The sequence below is a fragment of the Photobacterium sp. ABD4_091 genome (assembly GCF_056160145.1).
Genome location: NZ_JBSWWQ010000002.1, coordinates 494725 through 509674 on the forward strand (window position 1 = coordinate 494725; position 14950 = coordinate 509674).

13 protein-coding genes and 1 pseudogene are annotated in these 14950 nt (G+C 47.5%); 10 read left to right on the forward strand and 4 right to left on the reverse strand.

The window, feature by feature from the left end; genetic code table 11:
- Window positions 1-13 precede the first annotated feature (13 nt).
- Entirely contained in the window at window positions 14-361 is a 348-nt protein-coding gene (locus ACXAGQ_RS16445) for a phasin family protein (RefSeq protein WP_475255277.1), read from the forward strand.
- A 68-nt stretch (window positions 362-429) separates the two neighbouring features.
- Window positions 430-2238, forward strand: a complete 1809-nt coding sequence (phaC, locus tag ACXAGQ_RS16450) for a class I poly(R)-hydroxyalkanoic acid synthase (protein WP_475255278.1) — start codon at window positions 430-432, stop codon at window positions 2236-2238.
- A gap of 35 nt (window positions 2239-2273) precedes the next feature.
- Here phaC and ACXAGQ_RS16455 read toward each other — a convergent pair whose 3' ends face one another.
- Window positions 2274-3191 (reverse strand): AraC family transcriptional regulator, encoded by a 918-nt coding sequence (locus tag ACXAGQ_RS16455; protein ID WP_475255279.1) that lies wholly within the window; start codon window positions 3189-3191, stop codon window positions 2274-2276.
- Between the two features lie 212 nt (window positions 3192-3403).
- Between ACXAGQ_RS16455 and ACXAGQ_RS16460 the strand changes: the two are divergent.
- A pseudogene (locus ACXAGQ_RS16460) lies at window positions 3404-4573 on the forward strand (sugar efflux transporter); the annotation flags it as partial.
- 99 nt (window positions 4574-4672) lie between these two features.
- Here the strand turns inward: ACXAGQ_RS16460 and ACXAGQ_RS16465 are convergent.
- From ACXAGQ_RS16465 to ACXAGQ_RS16475, 3 genes are read right to left on the reverse strand one after another with little or no spacing between them, the layout of a single operon-like run.
- A complete protein-coding gene (locus ACXAGQ_RS16465; RefSeq protein ID WP_475255280.1) occupies window positions 4673-5356 on the reverse strand; it encodes a 3-oxoacid CoA-transferase subunit B in 684 nt (227 codons plus the stop codon).
- 2 nt (window positions 5357-5358) lie between these two features.
- The gene (locus tag ACXAGQ_RS16470; RefSeq protein WP_475255281.1) at window positions 5359-6009 is read right to left on the reverse strand and encodes a CoA transferase subunit A; all 651 of its coding nucleotides are present in this window, start codon (window positions 6007-6009) and stop codon (window positions 5359-5361) included.
- 9 nt (window positions 6010-6018) lie between these two features.
- On the reverse strand, window positions 6019-7236 hold the full coding sequence (locus ACXAGQ_RS16475; RefSeq protein WP_475255283.1) for an acetyl-CoA C-acetyltransferase: 1218 nt from the start codon (window positions 7234-7236) through the stop codon (window positions 6019-6021).
- A gap of 199 nt (window positions 7237-7435) precedes the next feature.
- Here ACXAGQ_RS16475 and ACXAGQ_RS16480 point away from each other — a divergent pair, with 199 nt between their 5' ends.
- The 7 genes from ACXAGQ_RS16480 to ACXAGQ_RS16510 all read left to right on the forward strand — a co-directional run bounded on the left by ACXAGQ_RS16480 (window position 7436) and on the right by ACXAGQ_RS16510 (window position 14873).
- The gene (locus ACXAGQ_RS16480) at window positions 7436-8326 is read left to right on the forward strand and encodes a TIM barrel protein (protein WP_475255285.1); all 891 of its coding nucleotides are present in this window, start codon (window positions 7436-7438) and stop codon (window positions 8324-8326) included.
- 59 nt (window positions 8327-8385) lie between these two features.
- Complete coding sequence (locus ACXAGQ_RS16485) at window positions 8386-9273, forward strand: sugar phosphate isomerase/epimerase family protein (RefSeq protein ID WP_475255286.1); 888 nt, start codon at window positions 8386-8388, stop codon at window positions 9271-9273.
- Between the two features lie 8 nt (window positions 9274-9281).
- Window positions 9282-10022, forward strand: coding sequence for a sulfite exporter TauE/SafE family protein (locus tag ACXAGQ_RS16490; RefSeq protein WP_475255288.1), 741 nt, complete (start codon window positions 9282-9284; stop codon window positions 10020-10022).
- A 266-nt stretch (window positions 10023-10288) separates the two neighbouring features.
- A complete protein-coding gene (locus tag ACXAGQ_RS16495; protein ID WP_475255289.1) occupies window positions 10289-10807 on the forward strand; it encodes a hypothetical protein in 519 nt (172 codons plus the stop codon).
- Between the two features lie 10 nt (window positions 10808-10817).
- Window positions 10818-11132 (forward strand): PTS fructose transporter subunit IIB, encoded by a 315-nt coding sequence (locus ACXAGQ_RS16500; protein ID WP_475255291.1) that lies wholly within the window; start codon window positions 10818-10820, stop codon window positions 11130-11132.
- An 11-nt stretch (window positions 11133-11143) separates the two neighbouring features.
- On the forward strand, window positions 11144-12238 hold the full coding sequence (locus tag ACXAGQ_RS16505) for a PTS fructose transporter subunit IIC (RefSeq protein WP_475255292.1): 1095 nt from the start codon (window positions 11144-11146) through the stop codon (window positions 12236-12238).
- A gap of 16 nt (window positions 12239-12254) precedes the next feature.
- On the forward strand, window positions 12255-14873 hold the full coding sequence (locus ACXAGQ_RS16510) for a glycoside hydrolase family 38 N-terminal domain-containing protein (RefSeq protein ID WP_475255293.1): 2619 nt from the start codon (window positions 12255-12257) through the stop codon (window positions 14871-14873).
- Window positions 14874-14950 lie beyond the last annotated feature (77 nt).

Sequence of the window (14950 nt, forward strand, 5' to 3'; positions counted from 1 at the left end):
AAGGAAACAAGCTATGTATACGGAAATGTTTAAATCTTTCTCTGAGCAGACTGAAAAATCACTAGCACCATACGTTAAGTTCAACAAGTTGTTCACTAAGAACGTTGAAGACCTAACTGAACTTCAGCTTGCAGCTGTTCGCGCTTACAGCGACCTAGGCCTAACGCAGCTTAAAGCTGTTAGCGAAGTTAAAGACGTTCAGTCATTTGCTGCTTACAACAGCCAGCAGCTAGAAACATTGACTAAGCTTTCTCAGCAGCTAATCGATGACAGCAACAAGTTCACTGCAATCGCTCAGTCTTTCAAGACTGAAGTTGAAGAGCTAGTTGCTGAAAACGTAAAGCAAGTCACTCCAGCTTAATCAAAATGACCACTCTGCCGCCCCCGCTCCGGGGCGGCATTTTTAGTCCAAAATTAGAGGTCATTGGAATGAACCAGAACTTTTTTTCGGACTACTTTGCCAAGCTCCAAGAAATGAACCAAATGTGGTGGAAGGAGCTGGATTCAGGCAAGGCAGCCATGAATACTCCCCTTAATAAAGCGCTTAATGAAGTTAGCTTGGAAGATACGACCGAATTTATCGAAAAAGCATCAGCGCAGCCAGCCGTCATTGCCCAATTGCAAATGGACTGGTGGGAAAACCAAATGAAGATTTGGCAAAATGTCGTCATGAAAGATAGCGATACGTCAGATTTTATTCAGCCCGAAAAAGATGATAAGCGCTTCACCGACCCAGCATGGGAAAATGAGGCGTTTTACAACTATATCAAGCAATCTTATCTGCTATTTAGCAATAAGATGAAAGAGTCCATCGAGTCAATTGAAGGGCTGGATGAGAAGTCGAAAGAGCGTTTGGGCTTCTTTTCGCGCCAGGCGATCAATGCATTGTCGCCGACCAACTTTATCACCACCAACCCTGAGCTGGCGAAGCTAACGGTTGAAAGTAATGGTGAAAACCTGCTCAAAGGTATGGAGTTGCTTCAGCAAGACATGCAGTCAAGTGCCGATGTGTTGAAGATCCGCATGACCAATGATGCGGCTTTCCAGCTGGGTGAAAATGTGGCAAACACCGCCGGTGATGTTGTCTACAAGAACCACCTGTTTGAGCTGATTCAGTACAAGCCACTCACTGAAAAAGTCAACTCAACACCGCTTTTGATCGTACCGCCGTTTATCAATAAGTACTACATCTTGGATCTTCGTGAGAAGAATTCAATGGTGCGTTGGCTGGTGGAGCAAGGGCATACCGTATTTATGATGTCTTGGCGTAACCCTGATGCCAGCATGTACGATGTCGACTTTGACAACTACGTTGTTGATGGGGTGGTCAAAGCCGTTGATGTTATTGAAGATATCACTGGTGAGAAGCAAATCAATGCAGCCGGTTACTGTATTGGTGGTACGCTGCTAGCGACTGCCTTGGCGTACTACTCTGCGAAGCGCATGCGTAGCCGCATTAAATCGGCGACATTCTTTACCACGCTGCTAGACTTCTCTCAGCCAGGTGAAATCGGTGCTTATATCAACGATCCGATAGTCTCGGCCATTGAAGCGCAGAACGAAGCAAAAGGGTATATGGATGGCCGCTCGCTGAGTGTCACCTTCAGCCTGCTGCGTGAGAACAGCCTGTACTGGAACTACTACATCAACAACTACCTGAAAGGTAACAGCCCAATCGATTTTGATTTGCTGTACTGGAACGGTGATAGCACCAATGTTGCTGTAGCGTGTCACAGTACGCTGCTGCGCCAGTTCTACCTGGAAAACCGTCTTGTTGATCCTAAAGGGTTCAAAGTGGGTGGCGTGTATATTGATCTGGCGAAGATCAAGATCCCGACCTACTTCATCTCAACCCAGGAAGATCACATCGCGCTGTGGCAGGGTACTTATCGCGGTGCACGCAAGCTAGGTGGCAAGTCCACGTTTGTTCTAGGTGAGTCAGGGCACATTGCAGGTATTGTTAACCATCCAGCCAAGAACAAGTACGGTTTCTGGACGAATGATAAGTCTTCGGCTGAGCCTGAAACATGGCTGAAAGGGGCTAAACGCCAGGAAGGTTCTTGGTGGGGTCATTGGAACCAGTGGATGGCAGGCTTCGAAGAGGCCGAGGTCGTTGATGCTCGCTCTGCTGGTAGTGAGAACTACCCAGTGAAATGCGCAGCTCCTGGTGACTATGTGATGCAAAAGCTACCTATTGAAGTGTCTAACGTGTTGCAAGGTCAACCGGAAGAAGTTTAATTAGGTAAACAACCTATGAGCAAAGCCAATGCTTGTTAAGCATTGGCTTTTTTATTTTTGCTATTCAGCCGGAACATGCTGCGAAATTGGCTGGGTGTCATCTGCTTCTGTTGCTTGAACTGACGGTTGAAGTTGGACAAATTGGCAAAGCCGCTTTGCTCGGCAATCAAGGCAATCGGTAATTCCGTATTAATGATTTTTTCGCTGGCTTTTCCTAGCCGGTAACGCTTGAGGTGCTCGGCAAAACTTTCCATAAAGTGGCGCTCAAATAAACGGTAAACCGAGCTTTCACTCATATGTAGCTCGTCGCAAATTTCTGCAATCTTTATCGGTCTGTGATAATTTTTTTCAATGTAGCTCTGAAGCTTTTTCAAACGCTGTAGGTGGCTGCCTGAGTCATCGGGTATATGGTAGGTATAGCTCGTTGAAGCCATTGACTGAGCTTCACTATCTTCGGCAAGGCAAAGTAGGATATTCAATATTTGACTAAATTGCCGGGCGGGTGAGAGCTGTTTAGTTTCTCTGAGTAAAGCTGATACTTGTTCGGCACATCTCGAGCTAAATTTTATACCGCTTTTTGAACGCTTGAGCGTGTTTTCAAGAACTAATAGTGCAGGCTCTGCCTGAATCAGCTTTTCAATCCATTTAGGGTCAAACCAGAGGATATGGTTACTGACGGGCAAACCCTTTTTAGCATATACATGGCCTGACATCATATGGGGGAGTCCCGGCCCGTATAGCACCAATGTGTTGTGCGTTTGCTCATAGCAGTGGTCACCGCTTACAGCAGTACTTTGCAATGCACCACCCGGGTCATGGCATAGGGCAAGTTCATACTCATGGTGGTAATGCCAGCCGCACTTCAGCTCATAAGATTCTTCTAATGAAAGATAGTGCTCTAAACGCCAAGTGGCACCATGTTCTGGACTGACTTTTTCGATGTAGGGTTTCATTGGTTTAGTTGCCTTATCCGTGGCTTATCAAAATAACTAATACATAGCTTTTATAATTTCAGACAAAAGTGAATGAATAATATTAGTTGATGGAGGGGGGGTATAACATTAGGCCGGTAGTCGCTGTAAACTTCTTGTGAATTGAATCACATTCTTGTCAAAGGATTTCGCATGCCATTGAACCGACATGTCTTTAGCTTTATTGCAACCGCTTTTTTTTTGGGTTAGGGGGAGCCTTTTTATTTCCGAACACCACCCTTTATCTGGTTGAAGCGCTGGGTGCATCACCATTTAAAATCAGTTTATATCTCGTTTGCAGCGTGTTGAGTGCAATTATTGTTTCCCAGCGTATAGCGTATTTTTCAGATACGGGCACAAGCCGTAAGCGACTTATATTCATTGCTTTCTCATGCTACGTAATCACTGCGGTTATTTTTGCTTTTAATAGGGATTACTGGCTTGCATTGGCGGTAGTCATGGCGATAACCAGTATTAGCAGTGCAGCATTTCCGCAGGTGTTTGCCTTAGGAAGGGAATACGCGGATGAACATTTAGGCGATAAAGGAACACTTTTTCTTAATGCTATGCGGGCTGGGATTGCGCTCGCTTGGGTATGCGGCCCGCCAATGGCTTTCATGGCTCAAGCGCAATATGGTTTTACATTAACATTTTTGCTGGCATCGTTGTGCTGTGTTATCACTTTATTGATAGTCATTACCTTGCCTAATGGAACAAAAAAAGAGCTGGTTGAAGAGGGAAGCGCGTCGCAAACGATGCCTATTGAACCTTGGTATCGCCAAATATCGGTATGGGTATTCTTGGTGTCAGTGGTACTGATGTTTCTTGCAAACAACCTCTACCTCACGACCATTCCATTGTACTTGACCCATGAGCTTGATTACGGCAGCGGCTTAGTGGGGAATATGATGGGGTTAGCGGCCTTGTTTGAAATCCCAATTATGCTGGGGATTGGGTTGCTGACGGTAAAATGGGGGCCTCACCGCCTGCTGAACCTTGGTGTGTTTTTTGGGTGTTTGTTTTTCGCGGGTATGGCCGTCGTTGATAGTGAGCCAGCGATGTTAGCTTTGCAGTTATTTAATGGTTTGTTTATCGGGGCAACAGCGACGCTGGGAATGGTTGTTTTGCAAGACATGATGAAAGACCAAGTCGGCACAGCGACAACTTTGTTCTCAAATGCGATTCAAACCAGCTTGCTACTAGCCAGTTTAGCCATCGGTATTCTAGGTGAATATTTTACTTACTACTTGGCGTTGTGGGTGTGCTTAGTTTCGGTCGTTATTGCGCTGGCCATGCGGTTAGGGCAGGACATGTGGTTAAAACGTACTCCTTCACATAATAAAGAGGCGTGTGCGACGGTGTAACTATCAGCGTGCTGTTTTAGCCTTCTTTAAAACAACACCAAGACTCATAGGAACATGATCTCGGTGTTGTATATGGTTAAGTAACAGCCGTTGGTGATATTACAGATCGTTAGGGATCGGCATCGCTTTCAGATCCGGCGAGATGATCAGCTCGGCTTCTGTTGCTGCTTGTATCTCATCAATGGTGGTACCCGGTGCCAGCTCAGTCAGCATCATCCCTTGCTCGGTGATTTTGATAACGCCGAGTTCTGTCACAATCAGATCAACCTGATTGGCCGCAGTAAGCGGTAGCGAGCAGTGTTTGAGTAGCTTAGGCTTCCCTTTAACGGTGTGCTCCATGGCAACGATAACCTTTTTGGCGCCGACCACAAGATCCATGGCACCGCCCATGCCCGGCACCATTTTCCCCGGGATGATCCAGTTGGCCAAATTGCCGAACTGGTCAACTTGCAGTGCACCCAGCACCGTTGCATCAACGTGGCCACCACGGATGATGGTAAATGAGTCAGCACTGTGGAACGTACATGCGCCTGTCGTCGCGGTAATAGACTGACCACCGGCATTTACCAAGTCTGGGTCAATGTTGGCTTCGTCCGGCATTTCACCGATGCCGATAAGACCATTCTCGGCCTGCAGTAGAATTTCAATATCTGATGAAGTCTCATTAGCCACAAGGCTAGGTAGCCCGATGCCTAGGTTGACCACATCGCCATCATGAAGCTCTTGAGCGACACGCCATGCAATCATGCGTCGGATCTGATGCTTTTCTCGTTGAATTGTCATGGTTAGGCTCCTTGGTAAATATGATCAATGAACAGCCCTGGTGTGTGCACTGCCTCAGGGGCAATGTCACCAGCGTTGACCAAGCTTGCCGCTTCAATAATGACGGTATCAGCAGCTGTGGCCATAAGCGGATTGAAGTTTTGCGTAGTGCCTTTGTAGACAGTATTGCCTTTGGTATCGACCACAGAGCCTCGGATCAGAGCGAGGTCTGCGTGCAGCGGTTTTTCCAATAGGAAATCTTTGCCATCGACTTGAATGACCTGCTTGGACTCCGCGACGAGCGTACCGAGACCGGTAGGCGTCAATACACCACCAAGGCCCGCGCCTGCCGCCCGAATACGTTCGGCTAATGTGCCTTGGGGTACGAGTTCAACATCCAGTTCGCCACTGTTCATCTGCGCGCCAGTTTCAGGGTTGGTGCCGATGTGGGAGGCAAAAAGCTTTTTGATACGCTTGGCTTTGATCAGGCGGCCAGAGCCTGACTCAGGCGTACCAGTGTCTGTGGTGATCAATGTGATATTTTTAATATCAGACTCAAGAATGATATCAATAAGCCCTTCAGGTGCGCCGTTTGCCATAAAGCCACCAATCATGATGGTCATATCATCACGGAGTAGGTTGGCGATCTCATTGGCTGAAATAGATTTTTTCATCTTGTGCTCCTATTTGTTCGCCTGGCATCGACGGATAATCACAGCAGTACCCATACCACCACCAATGCAGAGGGAGGCTAAGCCATAGGTTTGCTGTGAACGTTCAAGTTGGTAAATCAATGTGGTTAGAATGCGGTTGCCTGAAGCCCCAAGAGGGTGACCTAGGGCGATTGCGCCGCCATTTAAGTTGGTTCGAGATTCTAGCCAAGACTTATCGACACCGTGTTTCTCGCATAGCTCTTTCATTACCCCAAGTGCCTGGGCTGCGAAGGCTTCATTGAGCTCGAAATATTCGATATCAGCCAAGGTCAATTTGGCTTTATCCAGCGCGTTGGCGATGGCTGGTACAGGGCCAAGACCCATTACTTTTGGTGATAGTCCTGCTTGGCCGCAAGAGACGATCTCAGCCATAGGCGTGAGGTTATAGCGCTCAACCGCAGCCTTGGAAGCAAGAATAATGGCGGAGGCACCATCGTTAATGCCAGAAGCATTACCGGCAGTGACTGTGCCTTCTTTTTTGAAGGCGGTACGGAGGCTTTGTAATTTTTCAAACGTCGCATCGGCTTTTGGGTATTCATCAATGCTGACGCTATATTGCTGACGGCGGTGGGAGACATTGACCGGCTCGATTTCATCGCTGAAGCCATGCTCGTTAATAGCTGCCGTCGCTTTCTGCTGGCTTGATAGGGCAAATAGGTCTTGCTCTTCACGGCTAAGTTCGTGCAGTTCGGCAATGTTCTCTGCGGTAAGCCCCATGTGGTATTGGTTGAACACATCGGTCAGGCCATCTTTGATTATTGAGTCGTCAAGTGTCAGCTGACCCATTTTCACGCCATCACGCAGTGGGTTTGCAGAAATGAAAGGCGCTTGTGACATGCTCTCCATTCCACATGCAATAACTACCTCGGCCTCGCCTGCTCGGATATGGCTGACACCATCCATCACGGTTTTCATGCCAGAGCCACAGATCATATTGAGTGTATAAGCCGGCACGGTTTCAGGGATACCGGCCAAAATGGCAGCCTGCCTGCCCGGCCCCATACCTATCCCAGCACTAAGGACATTACCGGCAATTACTTCATCAACCAGGCTTGGATCGAGATGACATTGCTCAAGTGCACCCTTGATGGCAGTTGCCCCTAGCTGAGGGGCAGAGACTGGGGCGAGGGCGCCATTAAAACTGCCTATTGGGGTGCGTTTGGCGGCAACAATGTATACAGATTCCATACAACTTCCTGTTTCAGTTTGATTTGTTATCAACAGTGTATTTGGGAGCGGGCTGGAGGTGTTATAGGCATAGATTCAAATCTGATTTGCGAAAATGCAAAAATAAGATGCGCGCTTGGTCACGCCATTTCGGCTGGAGAGTGATTAGTCTGACTGTAATTTGTTTTGTTCAGTTACTGGATCACTTGAGGGTGGAACTATGAGTTATTCAATTGCATGTGCACCTTGCTGCTGGGGTGTTGAATCATCTGACAATCCACATAACCCGAATTGGATGACAGTCTTGTCAGAAGCTAGGTCGGGTGGTTTTACCGGTACAGAGTTGGGGCCTTACGGTTTTTTGCCACTCGATGCCGATACGGTAAACACGGCTCTGTATGTCAAAGAGTTGGAAATTTGCGCGGGGACTATTTTCGAGCCGCTATCCGAGTCTGCTAATTATGAAGGCATTATCAGTAAAACCAAGCGCTTGTGTGGCCTGTTACAACAGATTGGCTGTGAAAAGCTGGTGGTGATTGATTGCGTCAACGACATAAGAAGCCGATATGCCGGTATGCCAGAGCAGGCACCAAGACTCGACGATGTGCGCTGGGCGCAGATGATGAACACCATTAGGGATATTGCCGAGATTGCAAAGCGCCATCAGATCAGGGCTGTTGTCCATCCACATGCGGGTGGGTATATCGAATACCGGGATGAAATTGATCATATGCTTGCCGATTTGCCTGCTGACGAGGTGGGTCTGTGCCTTGATACTGGCCACCTCTATTACGCGACCATGGATCCTGCCAAGAGCTTGGTTGAATACAAAGACCGGCTGGAATATGTCCACTTCAAAGATGTTAACCAGCAGCGCTTGCAACAAGCTATTGAGAAGCAAGTTGGTTTCTGGCAAGCCTGTGCCGATGGTGTGATGTGTCCACTAGGTGAAGGTGCGGTGGATTATGACCAAGTGGCGAATGCCTTGGATAGCATCGGCTACCACGGCTGGATCACGATTGAGCAAGAGCGCGACCCACGTAACTCAGACACTACGCTGCCCGATATTAAGAAAAGCCGTCAGTTCTTGGTTGAAAAAGGCTTCATTTAGTCGCAAGCGAGTTTGCAAAAGAATTTTGTTTAGTAGTTTGTCATGTAGAGGATGTAATTATGGCAATGAAGATAGCGTGTGCACCTTGCTCGTGGGGAGTGGAAAATTCAGAGCAAGGTGGAAACCCGAGTTGGGCGAAAGTGCTGGTAGAGGCACGTGAAGCAGGGTATGAAGGGATTGAGCTTGGGCCTGTGGGGTACTTTCCTGAAGACCCGACGATCCTTGCTAGCTCTCTTCGGGTAAGGGGAATGCGAGTTTGCGCCGGTAATCTGCATGGTGATTTTAGTTGCCCAGATTCAAGAGGTGAGGTGCTGGCAAATGCGCAGCGCGTGATAGATCTGCTCAGCGCCATTGGCGTCGATAAGCTGATCATCCTGGATCGCGCTAATGCGGCGAGGGATGCTTATGTTGGCCATGGCGTTATCGCACCACGGCTGAAGCAGGATCAAATGCAGGCGATGATATCGACTATCTCCGAGGTTGCTGATATGGCGGCGGCTAAAGGTGTGCGAACCTTGCTGCATCCAAGTTCAGGCGGCTTTGTGGCGTTTTCTGATGAGATTGCCACGATATTGAACACAATTCCAGCTGAGCGTCTTGGCTTGTGTTTGGATATCGGCCACCTGTTTATTGATGGTATGAAACCTGAAGAGTTTATCCGCCGGTATGCAAACCGCTTAGAACACTTGCACTTTAAAGATGTTGATGGCCAGCAATTACACAATGCGATGCGCGACCGCTGCGGTATGACCAATGCGTTCAGTAAAGGGCTGACCCGCCCGCTGGGCGAGGGGAGTATCAACTTCTCTAAAATCTTCAAGGTATTGCAGGATATCGACTACCAAGGTTGGATCGTAGTCGAGCAAGAACGTGCAGTAACCCAGCTAGACCATGTGAAGGGTGATATGGCGAAAAGCCGAGGTTATCTTGCTGAGCATTGCAGGTAAGGGTTGAGATGATAGTTACCGATCCTTGGTTTTACATCACTGCTGTACCTGCTGTATTGATTTACGGGATTGGTAAAGGCGGTTTGGGCGGGGCGTTAGGGATCATCGCGGTTCCCCTGATGGCTTTAGTAGTCTCGCCAACACAAGCCGCTGCTATTTTGCTTCCTATCCTGTGTGTGATGGATGCATTTGCGGTCAAGCAGCACTATCGCAGTGCTGATTATTCTGTACTGAAGCAAATGCTGCCAGGCTCCTTGTTAGGGGTATTGCTTGCAGGGCTGTTTCTTAGCGTAACCCCTGAAGCAGGGCTCAAACTTTTGATTGGGGTGTTATCACTGCTGTTCTGTGTGCAGTATGTGCTAGGCGGTAGCCAGCAAGATAAAAAGCCCGGCAAAGCCAGTGCGTGGTGGTGGAGCAGCTTGGGTGGTTTCTCCAGCACTGCAATTCATGCAGGGGGCGGGCCGGCCAGTATTTATCTACTGCCGCTGCGACTGGAGAAAGTCACCCTGATTGCAACCATGGCCGTGCTGTTCGGCATTATCAATTTGGCTAAGCTGATCCCTTATAGCATGCTTGGTGAATTTGATACCACGAACTTAATGACGGCGATGGTGCTTATGCCACTCGCTCCGGTTGGGGTGTACATGGGGGTGTGGCTACTTCATCGTGTCAGCCAGGATGTAGTTTACCGTCTGTGCTATCTTTTCCTTTTCTTATCAGGGATGAAGTTGGTATTAGATGTGTTGTAACTCCATATCATGCTGATAAATACAAAAGCCGTAGGGAAATAATACTGCGGCTTTTTAATCTGTATTTCAGGGGTTTCTATTTTAAAATAAACAGTAATTTTCATGAAATATTAATAATTAAGCTTCCATTTTATTTATTTTAATATTTGTGATGAATGTCATTAATAGTCATGTGAAAAAACAATTGATGTTTATTTGTGAATTTCATCACATCTTAACTGATTTCAAGTGTATATGATTTGCGTATCTTTATAGGGGATACTTTGATGAAATTTGATGCGGCGACACTATTAGTATTTGTCCGGGGTGTTTTACACACTCTGGTTAATGCTATTTATTCGTGTGTCTGTATCAGTTCTAGCGAAAGCTTAGTCTCCAGCTCTGACAAGGAACTGGATGAGATAGCGTCGAACTATAACCAGCTTTATATTAGTGTTGGTGACATGCTAGGGAAACAAGTCAGGTATTGGTGTGATGCATCTTTTGCACGTTGGAAACGCAATCACCAGTACTGTGCCGCTCAGATGCGCACCTTGTTTTCTTTACTGTCTCTGACATACCTATATTTTGCTAAGCAGGTTTCGGCCAGTTCCTTGGTGTGCTTCTACCGCTATGCACCAGCGAACGCAGCGATGTCTTTAAACAATGGAACTGCATCTGTTGGTCGTGAACATGCTAGCAAAAGCAACGTAAATTACGTTAGCACCCATCCAATGAGCAGCAATCGTCGTAAGATGATTGCTGCTTTTTTTGTATTAAATAACAGCAGCTTAATAAGTTGCTAGCGAGGTCAAAATGTATATTGTTTGTGTAGCAGCGTGTCCGACAGGCATTGCCCATACCTATATGGCGGCAGAAGCACTTGAAGTCTTGGGTAAGGATCACGGTTGGGAAGTGAAGGTCGAAACTCAAGGCAGTACGGGTATCGATAATGCAATCACGGCTGAGGATATCTCAAGGGCAGATGGCGCTATCATTGCTGCAGAAGTCGCAGTGGAAGGAATGGACAGGTTTGAACCTCTTACCATTTTGGAATGCGCAGTGGCAGACCCAATCAAACAACCTGATGCCGTTTATGAAACCATGATGCATTTAATTAATACTAATTAAGGATAATTACCATGGCCCTACTACTAAAAAAAGAAAAAACAGAAATAGATAAATTACGTGAAGCATTAATGACCGGCGTATCATATATGATCCCAGTAATTGTCGCTGGTGGTATGATGTTGGCATTTGGTTCTTTATTTGAAACGTTAACTGGTGTTGATTTAAAAGAAAGCAACTCTTTAGCTGCCCAATTAATAAATGATCTAAAAACCTTTGGCTTATATGGCCTGACTTTATTATTTCCAGTCATTGCTGCATTTGTCGGGTTTGGTCTAGCTGGTAAACCTGCAATTGCCCCGGGGCTCATTGCGGGTATGTTAGCCCGCGATATGCAAATGGGCTTTTTAGGCGCTTTATTAGGCGGCTTGATGGTGGGGTACTTAGTCCGCTGGATGCTGGCTAACATTAAACTGCCGAAAGAGTTCCGAAGTTTGTTACCGATGGTCATTATTCCCCTTATCGGCTCTGCCATCATCCTTTTCGTTATGAAGTATATTGTTGGTTATCCACTGATTGCCCTTAACACTGGTTTGGAAAACTGGTTGGTTGGTATGTCTGGTGGTAACAAGGTGGTGATGGCCGCTGTATTGGGCGCGATGGTCGGTTTTGACTTGGGTGGGCCAATCAACAAAGCAGCCATTACAGTGAGCTTGGGTCTGTTTGCTCAGGGAATTTTTGAGCCAGTTACCGCGTCACATATCGCTATTATGATTGCCCCATTTGGTATTGGCTTGTCCACGATTTTTGCCAAGCAATACTACAGCAAAGAACTTCAGGAAAATGGCCGCGCTGCATTAATGATGTCTTGTGTTGGGATCAGTGAAGGGGCGATACCTTTTATTCTTGCTAATCCCGCGCTGATCATTATCAATACCATAGGTAGTGCCATTTCAGCTGCCATGGTTATTATGTTTGATTCGATAGTCCAAGCGCCAGCGGCAGGCATTCTCGCCCTGATCCTTTCGTCCCATTTCTTCTTGTATTTCATTTCTATCGCAACCGGTGTGGCTTTTGTTGCCGCCTGCACCACAGTACTGATGAAGCGACAGTTTAATAAACAGGCCACTGATGCTGAAAACCAGCAGCAAGTAGCGAAATCTGCTTAAGGTAAGAATGATGTCAATGAATAAGAAAGCCTACATAGTTCCTCATACTCACTGGGATCGAGAGTGGTATTTCAGCACGGAAGAATCACAAGTCTTGCTGGTCTTTACCATGCAGCAAATCTTAGAACAGTTGGAAAATGATGAAGGATTGCCTTGCTTCGTACTTGATGGCCAATCGGTGATGCTTGAAGATTACTTGAGTGTTGTACCTGAAGATACAGAGAGGGTGAAAGCCCTGGTTGAGTCGGGTAAGTTATTGGTTGGCCCTTGGTACACTCAAACCGATCAATGTGTGGTCCACGGAGAATCGCAGATCAGAAACTTGATGTGGGGTTGCCGTGATGCCGAGCGCTTTGGCGCAATAATGAAAGTTGGATATGTACCTGATTCATTCGGCCAGAGTGAGCAACTGCCTCAGCTTCTCCAACATTTTAAAATCGATAAATGCGTGTTCTGGCGGGGGATCTGGGAAGGGATTTGCAGCAATACTGAGTTTGTCTGGCGGGCTCCGGATGGCAGCGAAGTGACAACTGCGGTACTCGAGTTTGGCTACAGTGCCTTCCAGGGAATGAAGCCAATGGATACCCACCTTGACGGTATCGACCAGAAAATAGCTGAACGTTTTTGGCCGGGTGAACGTGAGCACTTTCTGTTCATGGGAGGGCACGATCAAAAGCCTTGGCAAAGGGAAACGGTTGAAGCTATCAAGTACGCGAATGAATCGCGGCCTTACCAATATCAGCTGTGCACTTTTGAAGATTATTTCGCCCAAACGACCAACGACACTTTACCTGTGGTTGAGAGCGAAATGCTCTATGGCAAATACAGCCGTATCCACCGTGGGATTTATTCAACCCGCTACGATATCAAGAAGCTCAACAGTGATGTCGAGAACCTGTTGGTCAACCAGTTGGAGCCATTGTTGACGGTTGCCAATGAGTTGGGCTTGAAGTACCCGTACGGCTTGATGGAGAAAAACTGGAAACAACTGATGCAAAGTCATGCTCATGACTCTATCGGCGGTTGTAACACTGACTCGGTCAACCGTCAGGTTAAAGCCCGTATTCAAGCTGTACGTGAAAATGCAGAGCGTTTACAAGCGATCACGCTCAAGCAGCTGGCAGATGCATCAACCAAAGGCAAAGAGGGTGAGTATGTGTTGGTTTTCAACCCATTGCCTTATTCACGCAATGCCCAAATAGAGTTGGAGCTGGTGCTGCCGACTCGCAATCTGGCCATTCACGACGGTGAGCAAATCGTTGAGATACAGTTCATTTCGTGTGAGCTGGTCGATATCAATGCCATAGTCCAGGATCCAACCACTTTGGGCGATGAGCGGTTCCGCTCCTGGTACCGCCACCGTGTTTGGGTGTCTTTGGAAGGTTTGCCTGCCTGTGGCTATCGCAACCTGAGGGTAGAGCGCTTGGCTGATGGGGACATGGCCACTAACGCGTGCCTGCCTGAAACAACTGAAGAGACATCAATCAGCATAGTTAACGAAGCCATGAAAGTTGATGTCGATAAGCATGGCAGGGTGAGTTTATCTTGTCTCGACAGCGGCCAGCATTGGGATGATGTGATTACCTTGATCGATGGTGGTGATGATGGTGATAACTACGACTTTTCTGAGCCGCATGACGATCTGAAAATTTCCTATGAAGTGCTTGAAGATGCGATCAGTGTATCCGAAGGTTGCTTGCGCTCTGAAGTTCGTATTTCTTACCAAGCGATGTTACCTGCGGATTTAACTGAGCGCGCTGCGAAGCAATGTTCGGTAACACAGCGCATCGACGTGATCCTTGGGTTGGCAAAAGGCAGCCGAGGTTTGGAAATTTCGGTTGAGCTGGACAATCAGGCCAACGACCATCGGGTACAGCTACATATTAATGGAGATTTTGCTCGAGCCCAAAGTGTGGCCGATCAGCCTATCGGTTTAATTAAGCGTGGGGATGATGCATCTGCATTGTCTGTTTGGCAGGCCCAAGAGTGGACATCATGCCCAGTGCCGATTTACCCGATGCAAAGTGTTGTTGCAGGGGAGACCACTAAAGGTGGTTTGGCTGTGATGACTGACGGTATCCGTGAATACCAGCAATATGATGACTCAATTGCCATTACTTTGTTCCGAGCGATGGGATATGTCGGTAAGCCTGAGCTGAAATACCGGCCAGGCCGTCTGTCCGGGCTGCCTGATGCCAGCCCTGACTCTCAACTTCGCCAGCCACTGTCATTCCGACTGATACTTTGTCCATTCAGTGGTAGTGCTTTTGACGCTGGATTGTGTCAACAAGTGAAAGAGTGGTTGAGTTCCCCGTTGACCTTGCATAACGGGGTGGTGCAACGCTTTATGATTGCACCGCCAGTGTTCACAGCACCGGAGGCATTCAGCCTAGTGGCGCTCGGCATGCCAGAAATGGCTGTTAGCGCCATCAAGGTCTGCGAGGACGATGCCAATAGTATCGTCATCCGTTTGATGAATGCCGGTAAAGGCGAGGCCAAACTGGGCCAACTTCCGTCTGGATGGAAGGCCTGGCAGGTAGACGGCTTGGAGCGAGTAATGGGTGATGCAACAACCGATACGACAATCCCTGCACAAGGCATTATTGGCCTTCGATTGAGCAAAGAAAGTCTTTAGGCAAAACCTAAACCATAGCATTAGGCCCTCACTACAGATCCAGGTGAACGGATCGGGTGAGTGGCCTGCTACACCGA